Origin of the sequence: Pseudomonas sp. LRP2-20 (assembly GCF_024349685.1) — a bacterium.
GTDB lineage: Bacteria > Pseudomonadota > Gammaproteobacteria > Pseudomonadales > Pseudomonadaceae > Aquipseudomonas.
The window spans coordinates 5,175,201-5,188,706 of the sequence record NZ_AP025944.1 but is presented as its reverse complement, the minus strand read 5'-3'; the positions used below and the strand labels follow the sequence as shown (position 1 = coordinate 5,188,706).

The 13,506-nt window shown below is 63.4% G+C and carries 12 protein-coding genes; 5 read left to right on the top strand and 7 right to left on the bottom strand.

Going from position 1 to position 13,506, the window contains the following annotated elements; genetic code table 11:
• Window positions 1-6 precede the first annotated feature (6 nt).
• The 3 genes from trmA to OCX61_RS23295 all read right to left on the bottom strand — a co-directional run bounded on the left by trmA (window position 7) and on the right by OCX61_RS23295 (window position 3,884).
• Window positions 7-1,092, bottom strand: coding sequence for a tRNA (uridine(54)-C5)-methyltransferase TrmA (gene trmA, locus OCX61_RS23305; protein ID WP_261941576.1), 1,086 nt, complete (start codon window positions 1,090-1,092; stop codon window positions 7-9).
• Complete coding sequence (locus OCX61_RS23300; protein ID WP_261941575.1) at window positions 1,089-2,384, bottom strand: NCS2 family permease; 1,296 nt, start codon at window positions 2,382-2,384, stop codon at window positions 1,089-1,091. The genes trmA and OCX61_RS23300 overlap by 4 nt, the downstream gene beginning before the upstream one ends.
• Before the next feature lie 279 nt (window positions 2,385-2,663).
• On the bottom strand, window positions 2,664-3,884 hold the full coding sequence (locus OCX61_RS23295) for an MFS transporter (RefSeq protein ID WP_261941574.1): 1,221 nt from the start codon (window positions 3,882-3,884) through the stop codon (window positions 2,664-2,666).
• Between the two features lie 367 nt (window positions 3,885-4,251).
• On the opposite strand from OCX61_RS23295, the gene OCX61_RS23290 reads away from it, so the two are divergent.
• The 3 genes from OCX61_RS23290 to OCX61_RS23280 are packed head-to-tail and all read left to right on the top strand — an operon-like array spanning window position 4,252 to window position 6,849.
• Window positions 4,252-5,673, top strand: coding sequence for a cytochrome ubiquinol oxidase subunit I (locus OCX61_RS23290; RefSeq protein ID WP_261941573.1), 1,422 nt, complete (start codon window positions 4,252-4,254; stop codon window positions 5,671-5,673).
• A 3-nt stretch (window positions 5,674-5,676) separates the two neighbouring features.
• Entirely contained in the window at window positions 5,677-6,684 is a 1,008-nt protein-coding gene (gene cydB / locus OCX61_RS23285; RefSeq protein ID WP_261941572.1) for a cytochrome d ubiquinol oxidase subunit II, read from the top strand.
• Between the two features lie 9 nt (window positions 6,685-6,693).
• On the top strand, window positions 6,694-6,849 hold the full coding sequence (locus tag OCX61_RS23280) for a DUF2474 domain-containing protein (protein ID WP_060508707.1): 156 nt from the start codon (window positions 6,694-6,696) through the stop codon (window positions 6,847-6,849).
• Window positions 6,850-6,879: 30 nt separating this feature from the next.
• On the opposite strand, the gene OCX61_RS23275 is transcribed toward OCX61_RS23280, so the two are convergent.
• Together OCX61_RS23275 and OCX61_RS23270 are read right to left on the bottom strand one after the other, a co-directional pair.
• Window positions 6,880-8,004 (bottom strand): methyltransferase, encoded by a 1,125-nt coding sequence (locus OCX61_RS23275; RefSeq protein ID WP_261941571.1) that lies wholly within the window; start codon window positions 8,002-8,004, stop codon window positions 6,880-6,882.
• A gap of 93 nt (window positions 8,005-8,097) precedes the next feature.
• Window positions 8,098-8,808: an autoinducer binding domain-containing protein gene (locus OCX61_RS23270; RefSeq protein WP_261941570.1), complete on the bottom strand. Its 711-nt coding sequence runs from the start codon at window positions 8,806-8,808 to the stop codon at window positions 8,098-8,100.
• 212 nt (window positions 8,809-9,020) lie between these two features.
• Here OCX61_RS23270 and OCX61_RS23265 point away from each other — a divergent pair, with 212 nt between their 5' ends.
• The gene (locus OCX61_RS23265; RefSeq protein WP_261941569.1) at window positions 9,021-9,797 is read left to right on the top strand and encodes a ferredoxin--NADP reductase; all 777 of its coding nucleotides are present in this window, start codon (window positions 9,021-9,023) and stop codon (window positions 9,795-9,797) included.
• Between the two features lie 32 nt (window positions 9,798-9,829).
• On the opposite strand, the gene mscL is transcribed toward OCX61_RS23265, so the two are convergent.
• Window positions 9,830-10,249, bottom strand: coding sequence for a large-conductance mechanosensitive channel protein MscL (mscL, locus tag OCX61_RS23260; protein WP_261941568.1), 420 nt, complete (start codon window positions 10,247-10,249; stop codon window positions 9,830-9,832).
• Between the two features lie 176 nt (window positions 10,250-10,425).
• On the opposite strand from mscL, the gene radA reads away from it, so the two are divergent.
• Window positions 10,426-11,793, top strand: a complete 1,368-nt coding sequence (radA, locus tag OCX61_RS23255) for a DNA repair protein RadA (protein ID WP_060485566.1) — start codon at window positions 10,426-10,428, stop codon at window positions 11,791-11,793.
• A gap of 60 nt (window positions 11,794-11,853) precedes the next feature.
• On the opposite strand, the gene OCX61_RS23250 is transcribed toward radA, so the two are convergent.
• Window positions 11,854-13,371 carry a nucleobase:cation symporter-2 family protein gene (locus OCX61_RS23250; protein WP_261941567.1) on the bottom strand — a complete coding sequence of 506 codons (1,518 nt, stop codon included), beginning with the start codon at window positions 13,369-13,371 and terminating at the stop codon, window positions 11,854-11,856.
• Window positions 13,372-13,506 lie beyond the last annotated feature (135 nt).

Below are 13,506 nucleotides of genomic sequence, written 5' to 3'. Positions count from 1 at the left end.
TATCGGTCAACGCCGAACCAGCAGGACGCCACTTTCCATGTGGTGGGTATAGGGGAACTGGTCGAACAACGCACAACGCTCGATGCGGTGCGTGTCCTGCAACTGGGCAATGTTCGCCGCCAGTGTCTCCGGGTTGCACGAGATGTACAGGATCCGCTCGAATCGCCGGGTCAGCTCGCAGGTATCCGGGTCCATCCCCGCACGCGGTGGATCGACGAACACCGTGCCGAACTCATAGCTTTTCAGGTCGATCCCTTCCAGCCGCCGGAACGGGCGCACTTCATTCAGCGCCTGGGTCAGTTCTTCCGCCGACAGGCGCACCAGCCGCACGTTATCCACAGCGTTTTCGTCGAGGTTGCTCAGCGCGGCATTGACCGAGGTCTTGCTGATCTCGGTGGCCAGCACCTGGCGCACGCGGGTGGCCAGTGGCAGGGTGAAGTTGCCGTTGCCGCAATACAGCTCCAGCAAGTCGTCCTCACGCTCGCCGATGGCCTCGAAGGCCCAGCTCAGCATCTTCTGGTTCACCGCGCCGTTGGGCTGGGTGAACGCGCCTTCCGGTTGCCGGTAGCTGAACACGCGACCGGCGACTTCGAGCTTTTCCACCGCGTAGTCGCGGCCGATCACCAGGCGCTTGCCCTTCGAGCGGCCGACCAGGCTCACGCCCAGGTCTTCGGCCAGCTGCCGGGCCGCCACTTCCCAGGCTTCGTCCAGTGGGCGGTGATAGCACAGGGTGACCATGGCATCGCCGGCCAGGGTGGTGAGGAACTCCACCTGGAACAGGCGGTTGCTCAGCGCCTCACTGGCCTGCCAGGCGGCTTTCAGGCGCGGCATCAACTCGTTGATGCGCTGGCTGGCGATAGGGAAATCGTCGATCAGGATCGCCTTGTGCTTCTCGCCCGGGGCGAACATCGCATAGTGGCGCTGGCCGTCCTCGCGCCACAGGCGGAACTCGGCGCGTAGCCGGTAATGCTCGCGCGGCGAGTCGAAAACGGCCGGTTCCGGCGCGCCAAAGGGCGCCAGCAGCTCGCGCAGGCGAGCGACTTTGCCCTCGAGCTGGGTGTCGTAGGCGGTGGGGTCGAAGACAGCACTCATGCGTTGAACCAGCCCAGCTTGATGACGAACAGGATGGAGAGGATCACCAGGGCCGGGTTCAGGTCGCGGTGGCGGCCAGAAATCAGCTTGACGGCGGTCCAGGAGATGAAACCGAAGGCGATGCCGTTGGCGATCGAGTAGGTCAGCGGCATCGCCAGGGCGGTCACCACCACCGGGGCGGCTTCGGTGACATCGTCCCAGTTGATTTCCGCCAGGCCCGAGGCCATCAGCACGGCGACGAACAGCAGCGCCGGGGCGGTGGCGAAGGCTGGCACGCTACCGGCCAGCGGGGCGAAGAACAGGGCCAGCAGGAACAGGATGGCGACCACGATGGCGGTCAGGCCGGTGCGGCCCCCGGCGCTCACGCCAGCTGCGGATTCAATGTAGCTGGTGGTGGTCGAGGTGCCCAGCAAGGAACCGGCCATGGCCGCGGTGCTGTCGGCGATCAGGGCACGGCCCATCTTCGGCATGTGGCCGTCCTTACCCATCAGGCCGGCGCGCTTGGCGACGCCAATCAGGGTGCCGGAGTTGTCGAACAGGTCGACGAACAGGAAGGCGAAGATCACGCTGACCAGGCCCACGTCGAGGGCGCCCTTGATGTCCAGCTGGAGGAAGGTCGGCGCCAGCGACGGCGGCATCGACACTACGCCGCCGAACGGCGTCACGCCCATCAGGATCGAGGCGATGGTCACGGCCAGGATGCCGATCAGCACCGCGCCACGGACCTTCAGCGACTCGAGGCCGACGATCAGGAAGAAGCCCAGGGTGGCGAGAATTGGCGCCGGCTGCTTGAGGTCGCCCAGGCCCACCAGGGTCGCCGGGTTATCGACGACGATACCGGCGTTATGCAGGGCGATGAACGCCAGGAACAGGCCGATACCCGCGGCAATCGCCGAACGCAGCGGCAGCGGGATGCTGTTCACGATCCATTCGCGGATGCGGAAGATCGACAGCAGGAAGAACATCACCGCCGAGAGAAACACCGCGCCCAGTGCCACCTGCCAGGTGTGGCCCATGTGCAGGACCACGGTGTAGGTGAAGAACGCGTTCAGGCCCATGCCCGGCGCCAGGGCGATCGGGTAGTTGGCGATCAGGCCCATGGTGGTCGAGCCGATGGCGGCGGCCAGGCAGGTGGCGACGAAGATCGCGCCTTTGTCCATGCCGGTCTCGCCGAGGATGCTCGGGTTGACGAACAGGATGTAGGCCATGGCCAGGAAGGTGGTGACGCCCGCAAGAATCTCGGTGCGCACGTTGGTGTTGTGTGCTCTTAGTTGAAACAGCCTTTCCAGCATGCCCGCTCCCCAGGGCGCCCTCGCGCCGTGAATGTATCGACCCCATCAGCAAAGCACAGACCGTAGCGGATGCCGTGGTTTTGTGTGGGGCGGAAAAAAGCCGCGCATCATACCAGCATGCTCGGCGGGGGCCTATCGCCGTTGGGGAATGGCTTATCTTTAGCCTGTACCGGCCTCTTAGCGGGCAAGCCCGTTCCCACAGGGATTGCAGGTTTCGAGAGCTGCACCGTACCTGTGGGAGCGGGCTTGCCCGCGAAGAGGCCGGCACCGGTAAACGCATCATTCGTTGTGCAACCGGTCGCGCTTGGCCAGTGTGGGGAACAACTTTATCCACACCCCGGTCACCACCAGCGTACCGACGCCTCCCAGCACCACCGCCGGCACCGTGCCGAACCAGTGCGCCGTCACCCCGGACTCGAACTCACCCAGCTGGTTCGACGCGCCGATGAACAACCCGTTCACCGCGCTCACCCGTCCGCGCATTTCGTCCGGCGTTTCCAGTTGCACGAAGGCGCCGCGGATGACCATGCTGATCATGTCCGCCGCGCCCAGCACCACCAGCACCGCCAGGGAGAACCAGAACGAAGTCGACAGGCCAAAGGCAATGGTCGCCACGCCGAACAACCCGACGGCGGTGAACATGGTGCGGCCAACCTTGCGCTCGACCGGGAACCGCGCCAGCCACAGCGACATCAGCAGAGCCCCCACCGCCGGTGCCGAGCGCAGCAGGCCCAGGCCCCATGGGCCGGTGAGCAGGATGTCCTTGGCGAACACCGGCAGCAAGGCGGTAGCACCACCGAGCAGCACGGCGAACAGGTCCAGCGAGATGGCCCCGAGGATGTCTGGGCGGCTGCGGATGAAGCGGATCCCGGCCATCAGCGACTCGATACTGGCGCGGCCGCGCTGCGGCACCTGCTGGCGCGAGTCGAGGCTGAGCATCAACAGGCAGGCGATGGCGTACAGCGCTACGGTCGGGCCATACACCCAGATGCTGCCGAATGCGTACAGGAAGCCGCCCACGGCCGGGGCGACGATGGTGGCTGCCTGGGTCGCCGAGGCTGAAGCGGCTACCGCCCGCGGGAACAGCCCGGGAGGCACCACGTTGGGCAGCAGCGCCTGGGTCGCCGGCATCTCGAACGAGCGGGTGGCACCGAGCAGGAAGGCCAAAGCGAAGATAAGTTCGCGGCTGACGTTGTCGGTGGCGCTGCCCACGGCCAGCGCCAGGGCGATCAGCCCCTGCAAGGTCTGGCACAGTGCCGCGACCTTGCGTCGGTCATAGCGGTCGGCGACGTGCCCGGTGTGCAGCATGAACAGCACTCGCGGGGCGAATTCGACCAGGCCGACCAGGCCCAGGTCGAGCACGTTGCCGGTCAGCTGGTAGAGGTGCCAGCCAATGGCCACGGTGAGCATCTGGAAGCCGCTGGCGGTGAACACCCGAGCCAGCCAGAAGGCGATGAAGGGGCGGTGGTGACGCAACAACTGCGGTGCGGAATCGGACATCGGAAACCTGTTGGCCTCGGCGCAGTAGAGGGGCCCGCAGCGTATCATCTGTTTGTAACAAACGGTTACTGTTTGCCGTGATCGGCACTTTTAAACGCTTCGCGAAAGAGGGTGGGGCAACCGGTCACGCGGCAAACAACCACACCGCCCTGCGGGCCATTCGGGACTATGCTTCCTAAACGTCGTTGATCTGGATCAATCGTTGCTTTTGCAACGAACGGGCAACGAACGGGCAACGAATTGGCCCTTGGGCCGGAATCCCTGCGATCGAACAGAACAATTCCAACGTGCCGCACTCGACTACCGTGGGGGCAGTGGGCGACGGGGCCACAAGCCCGGACGCCGGATTATCTGAAGAGGAAGCACCATGTTCGGAATAGAGGCCTTAGAGCTCGCCCGAATGCAGTTTGCCTTTACCGTGTCGTTCCACATCCTGTTCCCGGCCATCACCATCGGCCTGGCGAGCTACCTGGCAGTCCTCGAAGGCCTCTGGCTGCGGACCAACAACCAGGTTTACCGTGACCTCTACCACTTCTGGTCGAAGATCTTCGCCGTCAACTTCGGCATGGGCGTGGTCTCTGGCCTGGTCATGGCCTACCAGTTCGGCACCAACTGGAGCCGATTCTCCGACTTCGCTGGCGCCATTACCGGCCCGTTGCTCACCTACGAGGTGCTGACAGCCTTCTTCCTCGAGGCGGGCTTCCTGGGTGTCATGCTGTTCGGCTGGAACCGTGTCGGCCGTGGGCTGCACTTCTTCTCCACGGTGATGGTGGCCCTTGGCACCCTGGTATCGACTTTCTGGATTCTGGCTTCCAACAGCTGGATGCAGACCCCGCAGGGCCACGAGATCATCGATGGCCGGGTGGTGCCAGTGGACTGGCTGGCGGTGGTGTTCAACCCATCGTTCCCTTATCGCCTCATGCATATGGCCACCGCCGCGTTCGTGTCCACGGCGTTCTTCGTCGGTGCCTCGGCAGCCTGGCATCTGCTGCGCGGGCGTGACAACCCGGCAGTGCGCAAGATGCTGTCGATGGCCATGTGGATGGCCCTGATCGTTGCCCCGATCCAGGCGGTGATCGGTGACTTCCACGGCCTCAACACGCTCAAGCACCAGCCGGTGAAGATCGCCGCGATCGAAGGCCACTGGGAGAACGTGCCCGGTGAGCCGACCCCGCTGATCCTGTTCGGCATCCCCGACATGAAGGCCGAAACCACCCGCTTCAAGGTCGAGATCCCGGCGCTTGGTAGCCTGATCCTGACCCACAGCCTGGACAAGCAGGTGCCGGCAATGAAGGAGTTCCCGCCTGAGGACCGGCCCAATTCGACCATTGTGTTCTGGTCGTTCCGGGTCATGGTCGGGCTCGGTTTCCTGATGATCTTCGTCGGCCTGTGGAGCCTGTGGCTACGCAAGCGCGGCACGCTCTACACCTCGCGGCCGTTCCTGTACCTGGCCCTGTGGATGGGCCCGTCCGGCCTGATCGCGTTGCTCGCCGGCTGGTTCACTACCGAGATCGGTCGCCAGCCGTGGGTGGTGTATGGCCTGTTGCGTACCGCCGATGGCGTGTCCAACCACAGTTATGCACAGCTTGGCTTCACCCTGGTGGCGTTCGTGGTGGTGTATTTCGCCCTGTTCGGTACCGGCCTCGGCTACATGATGCGCCTTGTGCGCAAAGGCCCGCAGACAGGCGAGGGCGACGAGCATAACCCCGGTGGCCCTGGCACCACTCGTACGCAGGCGCGGCCACTGTCCGCCGCCGATGATTCCGCCAGCCTGAGCAAGGGGAACTGAGCCATGGGTATCGACCTTCCGCTGATCTGGGCCGTGATCATCATCTTCGGCGTCATGATGTATGTGGTGATGGATGGTTTCGACCTGGGTATCGGCATGCTCTTCCCCTTCGTCAAGGGCGAGCGTGACCGCGATGTGATGATGAATACCGTCGCCCCTGTGTGGGACGGCAACGAAACCTGGCTGGTACTGGGCGGCGCCGGGCTGTTCGGGGCATTCCCGATGGCCTACGCGGTGGTGCTCGAGGCGCTGTACCTGCCACTGATCCTGATGCTGATCGGCCTGATCTTCCGGGGCGTGGCCTTCGAGTTCCGCTTCAAGGCCACGGCCGACAAGCGCCATCTGTGGGACAAGGCGTTCATCGGTGGCTCGCTGGTCGCCACGTTCTTCCAAGGTGTGGCGCTGGGGGCCTTCCTCGAAGGCTTCAAGGTGGTCGACCGGCACTTCGCCGGTGGCACCCTCGACTGGCTGACACCGTTCAGCCTGTTCTGCGGCCTGGGCCTGATCGTCGCATACACCCTGCTGGGCTGTACCTGGCTGATCATGAAGACCGAGGGCGACCTGCAATTGAAGATGCACGACCTCGCCCGGCCGCTGGCGCTGGTACTGCTGGCAGTGATCGGCATCGTCAGCCTGTGGACCCCGATCGCGTATCCACAGATTGCCGACCGCTGGTTCAGCATGCCCAACCTGTTCTGGTTCATGCCCGTGCCGCTGTTGGTGCTGGTGACCTTCTATGGCCTGCTCAAGGCGGTGGCGCGCAATGCGCACTACACGCCATTCCTGCTTACCCTGGTGCTGATCTTCCTGGGTTACAGCGGGCTGGGCATCAGCCTGTGGCCGAACATCATCCCGCCGTCGATCTCGATCTGGGATGCCGCAGCGCCGCCGCAAAGCCAGGGCTTCATGCTGGTGGGCACGTTGTTCATCCTGCCGTTCATCCTCATGTATACCTTCTGGAGCTACTATGTGTTCCGCGGCAAGGTGACCCATGAAGACGGCTATCACTAGGAGGGCCGCATGATGACCGGTAAACATGGCCTGGAAGACAAGAAACCGCTGTGGCAGCGCCTGGGCTGGCTGGTGCTGATCTGGGCAATGAGCGTGGCAGCCCTGGGCGTGGCGGCCTGGGTGATGAGGCTGTTCATGGGGGCCGCAGGCCTGACCACGCATTGAGAGAAAGGGGGCGCCTGGCGCCCCCTTTCTTTATTTGCGGGCCTTGAGGATCACGAACTTCGGCGTTGCCGCTACCTGTTCCACGCCACGGAACAACCGCGCCAGTTTGCTGTGGTAGCCCAGGTGGCGGTTGCCGACGATATACAGTGCGCCGCCCACCACCAGCGCCTCGCGCGCCTGCTGGAACATGCGCCAGGCGAGGAAGTCACCCACCACTTGCTGCTGGTGGAACGGCGGGTTGCACAGCACCACATCCAGCGACTGTTTTTCCACCCCGGCCAGGCCATCCCCCGGCATCACCACCACTGGCCGCTCACCCAGGGCAGCCTGCCAGTTCTCCTGCGCCGACTGCACCGCCATGTACGACTCGTCGACCAGGGTGAAGTGTGCGTCCGGGTTGGCCAGCGCACTGGCAATGGCCAGCACGCCGTTGCCGCAGCCCAGGTCGGCGACGCGGGCGTTGCCCAGGTTGCGCGGCAAGTGGGGCAGGAACGCACGGGTGCCGATATCCAGGCCCTCGCGGCAGAACACGTTGGCATGGTTGAGCAGTTCCAGTGCCGGCGCGTCGAGCAGGTAGCGGGTCGGGTAGGGCGACTTTGCGGCCGGCCGGTCGGCGACCGTGGCGGTCAGCAAGCGCGCCTTTTTCTGTGCCAGCGAGGCTTGTACCGGGCCGATGTACTTCTCCATCAGGTCGCCCGCCGCGCGTGGCAGGTGCTTGATCATGGCACCTGCAATCACCTGGGCGCCGGGTGCCAGGTGGCCTTGCAGGCGGATCAGTTGTTCTTCAAGCAGTGCCAGGGTCTTGGGCACGCGTACCAGCACGCGGTCGAACGGGCCTTGCCAATGCTCGCTGGCCGGCACGAAGGGCACACTGTCGTAGGCCTTGCCATTGCGTACAAGGTTCTTCTCCAGGGCCATGCGCGCCAGGTGCGAGTCGCCGCTGCTGACCACCTGCAGGTGCCCGGCCAGGCTGGTGGCCAGTGCGCCGAAGCTGTCGTTGAGCACCAGCACGCGGCTGCCGGCTTGCAGGCCTTGCGCGTGCAGTTGCTCGAGCAGGTATTCATCGGCGGCATCGAAGGCCTGCAGCGGGTCGTTGGCCTGGTCCGGCTGGCGGATCAGGTCGAGTTCGGCGTAGGGGGTGGTCAACAGGGGCATGGCGTCTGGCTCGGGTACGGATCTGCCCACGGCGGATCGCCGCAAGCTTTGCTGGGCGATTCTACAGGGCTTTGCCCGAGGCCGCAGGCCTGGCTACTGCTCGATCAGGCCGCGCATCATGGCGATGGCGATGGCACCGGCCTTGTTGGCGGCGTTGGTCTTGGTGATCACGCTGCGGATATGAAAGTTCACCGTGCTCTGCGACAGCGACAGGATGCAGGCCACATCGGCTGCGGTCTTGCCGGCTGCCGACCACTTGAGTACTTCGATTTCGCGGTTGCTCATCTTCAGCGGCACACTGAGCTTGGCCAGATGATGTTCACTGATGATCGCGTGCAGGGTATGGCACAACCATTGTACCTTGCCGGCCTTGTCATAAAGCTCGGGGATGTTCACTTCGCCCCGTGGCCTACACACGCTGACCTGGCTCTCATTGTGCTGAAGGTCATGCAGGGATTGCGTCCAGCCATGGCGCAGGCCATGTGCACAGGCTTGTTCGCGGTAATGAGGCACCTCGCGGTACAGCTCGTCGGTCCATAGCACCGGCATGGTCGACGAATGGCTACGGGTCGCGGCAGCGTCTTGCTTGTAGAAGTCGTCGCGCTGGTAGCGCTCGATCCACTCAGTTGGGTAGTTGCTGTACAGGTATTGCCGGGGAGATTGGGCAGCGAGTTGAATGCGAACCTTGAACCCGAGAAATTCCATGCCCAGGTCTTGTGCCAGATGCACTGCGAGATCGAACACCTTTTGTGGGGTGCTTTCGCTGATCAGCTTATGTAGATGCTCATAATTCCATTGAAGCATCTCTCATACTCCTTCGGTTTTCGGGATCCAACCCGTTTGCATACGGGGAAGATTGTAGGAAAAGACTGAGTGCTATGTTGGGATTTTTTGTTATAGCAATCAGGTTTTCATGTGCCGTTGGTGGGGGCGCCGTGATGTGTCCCTACACTCCGGCGGTTTTTATCCTGGCTGCTTTGCGCGACACTGGGCGCACGCCATCTTTGGAGCCCGACATGACCGCCAGCGCCGACAAATTTACCCGTCAGACCCTGCTCGACGTTCAGCCGCTGACGCCGAACCTGTTCAGCCTGCGGGTTACGCGCGATCCAGGGTTTCGTTTCCGGGCCGGCCAGTTTGCCCGGCTGGGCGTGACCAAGGCCGATGGCAGCGTGGTCTGGCGTGCCTATTCGATGGTCAGTGCCCCCCATGACGAATACCTCGACTTCTTCTCAATCGTGGTACCGGGAGGGGAGTTCACCAGCGAGCTGAGCCGCCTGGGCGTGGGCGATACCTTGTTGATCGACCGTCAGGCGTTCGGCTACCTGACCCTCGACCGCTTTGTCGGCGGCCGCGACCTGTGGCTGCTGGCCACCGGGACCGGCATTGCGCCCTTCATGTCGATCCTGCAGGATTTCGAAGCCTGGGAGCGTTTCGACAACATCAAGCTGGTGTATTCGGTCCGAGAGTCGAAAGAGCTGGCGTATGTAGACGACATTGCCGGCTTGGAGCAACGTGATTATCTGGCGGAATTCGCTGGCAAGCTGCAGTTCATTCCAGTGGTGACCCGTGAGCAGCATCCTGGGGCGTTGGGTGCGCGCATCACCACGCTGATCGAGAATGGCGAGCTGGAAAAAGCGGCGGGGCTGGAACTGTCGCCCGAGCATTCGCGAATCATGCTCTGCGGCAACCCGCAGATGATCGACGAGACACGCAAGGTGCTCAAGGCCCGTGACCTGCAGCTGAGCCTGAGCAAGCGGCCGGGACAGGTGGCGGTGGAAAACTACTGGTGATGCAAAGGGGCCGCGCTGCGGCCCCAGCTGTTTCAGGGCAAGCGGTTCTGGTTCTGCGCCTTGAGCAGGTCGCGGATCTCGGTCAGCAAGGTTTCCTGCGGTGTCGGCACGGGTGGTGTGGTCGGTGCCACGGCTTCTTCGCGCTTGAGCTTGTTGATCGCTTTCACGCCCATGAAGATGGCGAAGGCGACGATGATGAAGTCGATCACGGTCTGGATGAACTTGCCGTAGGCCAGCACTACGGCTGGTACATCACCTTCGGCAGCCTTCAAGGTAATGGCCAGGTCGCTGAAGTCGACACCGCCGATCAGCAGCCCCAGTGGTGGCATGACCACGTCGCCAACGAACGAGGAGACGATCTTGCCGAAGGCCGCGCCGATGATGATACCGACCGCCATGTCGACGACATTCCCTTTGACCGCGAAGGCCTTGAACTCACTGAGCATGCCCATGTTTGATTCCTTGTAACAAATGGTGAGGTAAACGCAGTGTAAGCCACTTGAACGCTTCATGCGTTGGCTTCAGGGGTAGGGACTGCGGTTAGAACGAATAGTTTTGTCGCATCTCGACGCGTTCGAGACACGTCGCCCTCGGCTATCATGGCGGTTTTTTCCAGGAGACCCTGCCCATGGCCAAGGCCAAGCGTTTGTATGGCTGCACCGAGTGTGGCGCGACCTTCCCCAAGTGGGCCGGCCAGTGCGCCGATTGCGGGGCCTGGAACACCCTGGTCGAAACCATGATCGAAAGCGGTGGTGCGGCGGCCCCCAGCGGCCGCGCCGGCTGGACCGGGCAACAGGCGCAGATCAAGACCCTGGCCGAAGTCAGCGTCGAAGAGATCCCGCGCTTCACCACCAGCAGTACCGAACTCGATCGCGTGCTCGGCGGTGGCCTGGTCGATGGCTCGGTGGTGCTGATCGGCGGTGACCCGGGCATTGGCAAGTCGACCATCCTGCTGCAGACACTGTGCAACATCGCCGTGGGCCTGCCGGCGTTGTATGTCACTGGTGAAGAGTCGCAGCAGCAGGTGGCCATGCGCTCGCGGCGCCTGGGCCTGCCCCAGGACCAGCTAAAGGTGATGACCGAGACCTGCATCGAAACCATCATCGCCACCGCGCGGGTGGAAAAGCCCCGGGTCATGGTGATCGACTCGATCCAGACCATCTTTACCGAGCAGTTGCAGTCCGCCCCTGGTGGCGTGGCCCAGGTGCGTGAGAGCACGGCCCTGCTGGTGCGTTATGCCAAGCAGAGTGGCACGGCGATCTTCCTGGTCGGCCACGTCACCAAGGAAGGCTCGTTGGCCGGGCCGCGGGTGCTGGAGCACATGGTCGACACCGTGCTGTACTTCGAGGGCGAATCCGACGGCCGCCTGCGGCTGTTGCGGGCCGTGAAGAACCGCTTCGGCGCGGTCAACGAGCTGGGCGTGTTCGGCATGACCGATCGTGGCCTGAAAGAGGTGTCCAACCCGTCGGCGATCTTCCTCAACCGCACCCAGGAAGAAGTGCCGGGGAGTGTGGTCATGGCCACTTGGGAAGGCACCAGGCCGATGCTGGTCGAGGTGCAGGCGCTGGTCGATGACAGCCATCTGGCCAACCCACGGCGGGTTACCCTGGGCCTGGACCAGAACCGCCTGGCCATGTTGCTGGCCGTGTTGCACCGGCATGGTGGCATTCCCACCCATGACCAGGACGTGTTCCTCAACGTGGTCGGTGGGGTTAAGGTGCTGGAAACGGCCTCGGACCTGGCGTTGTTGGCGGCGGTGATGTCCAGCCTGCGCAACCGGCCGTTGGCCCATGGGTTGCTGGTGTTTGGCGAGATCGGCTTGTCGGGCGAGGTGCGGCCTGTGCCCAGTGGCCAGGAGCGCCTGAAAGAGGCGGCCAAGCATGGCTTCAAGCGCGCCATCGTGCCCAAGGGCAATGCGCCGAAGGAGCCGCCAGCGGGGTTGCAGGTGATAGCGGTGACCCGGTTGGAGCAGGCTCTGGATGCCTTGTTCGAATAAATGAAAAAGGGGAGCCGACGATGCGCATCGGCTCCCCCCACCTCACCGCTCAGTCAGCGGTCAATGTTCGGCAACTGCACTGCGCCTGGGCGCCTGGTTGCCGTGCTCGTCCAACTCCATCACCGGCACTTCGGTGCCTTCGGCATCGAACAGCTTGCCATCCTTGAAGTAGTCACCATCGCGCAGGCAGGAGATGTCCGAGTACTGGATGGTGCGTTCGTAGGCGGCGGCGAATACCGACTGGTTCTCCGAGTTGCCCGTCTTGAAGTGGTTGAACAGCAGGTTCAGCAAGATGGCCATGATGGCCGCCGAGCTGATGCCCGAGTGGAAGATGGTCTCGAACCAGTTCGGGAACTGGTGATAGAAGGTCGGCGCGGCGATCGGGATCATGCCGAAGCCCAGCGAGGCGGCGACGATGATCAGGTTGACGTTGTTCTTGTAGTTGACCTTCGACAGGGTGCGGATCCCGCTGGCGGCCACGGTGCCGAACAGCACGATGCCTGCGCCACCCAGTACCGGGGTCGGCACGGCGGCAATCACCCGGCCCATCACCGGCAGCAGGCCGAGCACTACCAGGATCACACCACCTGTGGCCACCACATAGCGGCTCTTGACCCCGGTCACGGCCACCAGGCCGACGTTCTGGGCGAAGGCGCTCTGGGTGAACGAGCCGAAGATCGGCGCCAGGATGCTCGATGCCATGTCGGCCCGCAGGCCGTTGCCCAGGCGCTTGGAATCGACCTTGGTGTCGATGATCTCACCGACGGCGAGGATGTCGGCCGAGGTTTCCACCAGGGTCACCATGATCACGATGCACATCGACAGGATCGCGGCGATGTGGAATTCCGGCATGCCGAAGTGGAACGGGGTGGGGAAGGCAAACAGCGGGCCCTGGCCGACCTTGCTGAAGTCGGTCATGCCCAGTGCCCAGGCGATCAGCGTGCCGACCACCATGGCCAGCAGGATCGACAGGCGCGAGATGGTGGCACTACCGAGCTTGCTCAGCACCAGGACGATGGCGAAGGTCAGGGCGGCCAGGCTGATGTTGGCCACGCTGCCGAATTCCGGCGAGGCACTGTTGCCGCCCATCACCCAGCGCGCGGCGACCGGCATCAGGGTCAGGCCGATGGTGGTGATGACGATGCCGGTCACCAGTGGCGGGAAGAACTTGGTGATGCGCGAGAACACCGGGGTGATCAGCAAACCGATCAGCGAAGCCGCCATGACCGCACCGAGCACGCCCGGCAGGCCACCACCACCCTCGCTGCTGAGGATCGCGCCCATGGTCGCCACGCCGGCGAACGATACGCCCTGCACCAGCGGCAGCTGGCAACCGAAGAACGGGATGCCCAGCGTCTGCAGCAAGGTTGCCAGGCCACCGGCAAACAGCGAAGCGGCGATCAGCATGCCGATCTCGGCGCCGGTGAGGCCGGCTGCCTGGCCCAGGATCAGGGGTACCGCGACGATCCCGCCATACATGGTCAGCACATGCTGCAGACCATAGGCCAGGTTGGCACCAAGCCCGAGGTTTTCATCCTCGGGGCGTTTGGCGGGAGACGTGCTAGGGGACGTAGTCATGGAGCAGGCTCTCTGTTTATTGTTGTGGCACTACTGTAGACATTTCCTACAAATGATTGCTACATAAATTGTATACAATATTTTGATCGGAGCGCAGACAGCTGGCCTTGCAATGTGTGCAAGACGCTAATGCAG

What these genes read in the sequence shown, in the direction of transcription:
- trmA (WP_261941576.1), bottom strand. Translation starts at nt 1,092, where the DNA reads ATGAGTGCTGTCTTCGACCCCACCGCCTACGACACCCAGCTCGAGGGC.
- OCX61_RS23300 (WP_261941575.1), bottom strand. Translation starts at nt 2,384, where the DNA reads ATGCTGGAAAGGCTGTTTCAACTAAGAGCACACAACACCAACGTGCGC.
- OCX61_RS23295 (WP_261941574.1), bottom strand. Translation starts at nt 3,884, where the DNA reads ATGTCCGATTCCGCACCGCAGTTGTTGCGTCACCACCGCCCCTTCATC.
- OCX61_RS23290 (WP_261941573.1), top strand. Translation starts at nt 4,252, where the DNA reads ATGTTCGGAATAGAGGCCTTAGAGCTCGCCCGAATGCAGTTTGCCTTT.
- cydB (WP_261941572.1), top strand. Translation starts at nt 5,677, where the DNA reads ATGGGTATCGACCTTCCGCTGATCTGGGCCGTGATCATCATCTTCGGC.
- OCX61_RS23280 (WP_060508707.1), top strand. Translation starts at nt 6,694, where the DNA reads ATGATGACCGGTAAACATGGCCTGGAAGACAAGAAACCGCTGTGGCAG.
- OCX61_RS23275 (WP_261941571.1), bottom strand. Translation starts at nt 8,004, where the DNA reads ATGCCCCTGTTGACCACCCCCTACGCCGAACTCGACCTGATCCGCCAG.
- OCX61_RS23270 (WP_261941570.1), bottom strand. Translation starts at nt 8,808, where the DNA reads ATGCTTCAATGGAATTATGAGCATCTACATAAGCTGATCAGCGAAAGC.
- OCX61_RS23265 (WP_261941569.1), top strand. Translation starts at nt 9,021, where the DNA reads ATGACCGCCAGCGCCGACAAATTTACCCGTCAGACCCTGCTCGACGTT.
- mscL (WP_261941568.1), bottom strand. Translation starts at nt 10,249, where the DNA reads ATGGGCATGCTCAGTGAGTTCAAGGCCTTCGCGGTCAAAGGGAATGTC.
- radA (WP_060485566.1), top strand. Translation starts at nt 10,426, where the DNA reads ATGGCCAAGGCCAAGCGTTTGTATGGCTGCACCGAGTGTGGCGCGACC.
- OCX61_RS23250 (WP_261941567.1), bottom strand. Translation starts at nt 13,371, where the DNA reads ATGACTACGTCCCCTAGCACGTCTCCCGCCAAACGCCCCGAGGATGAA.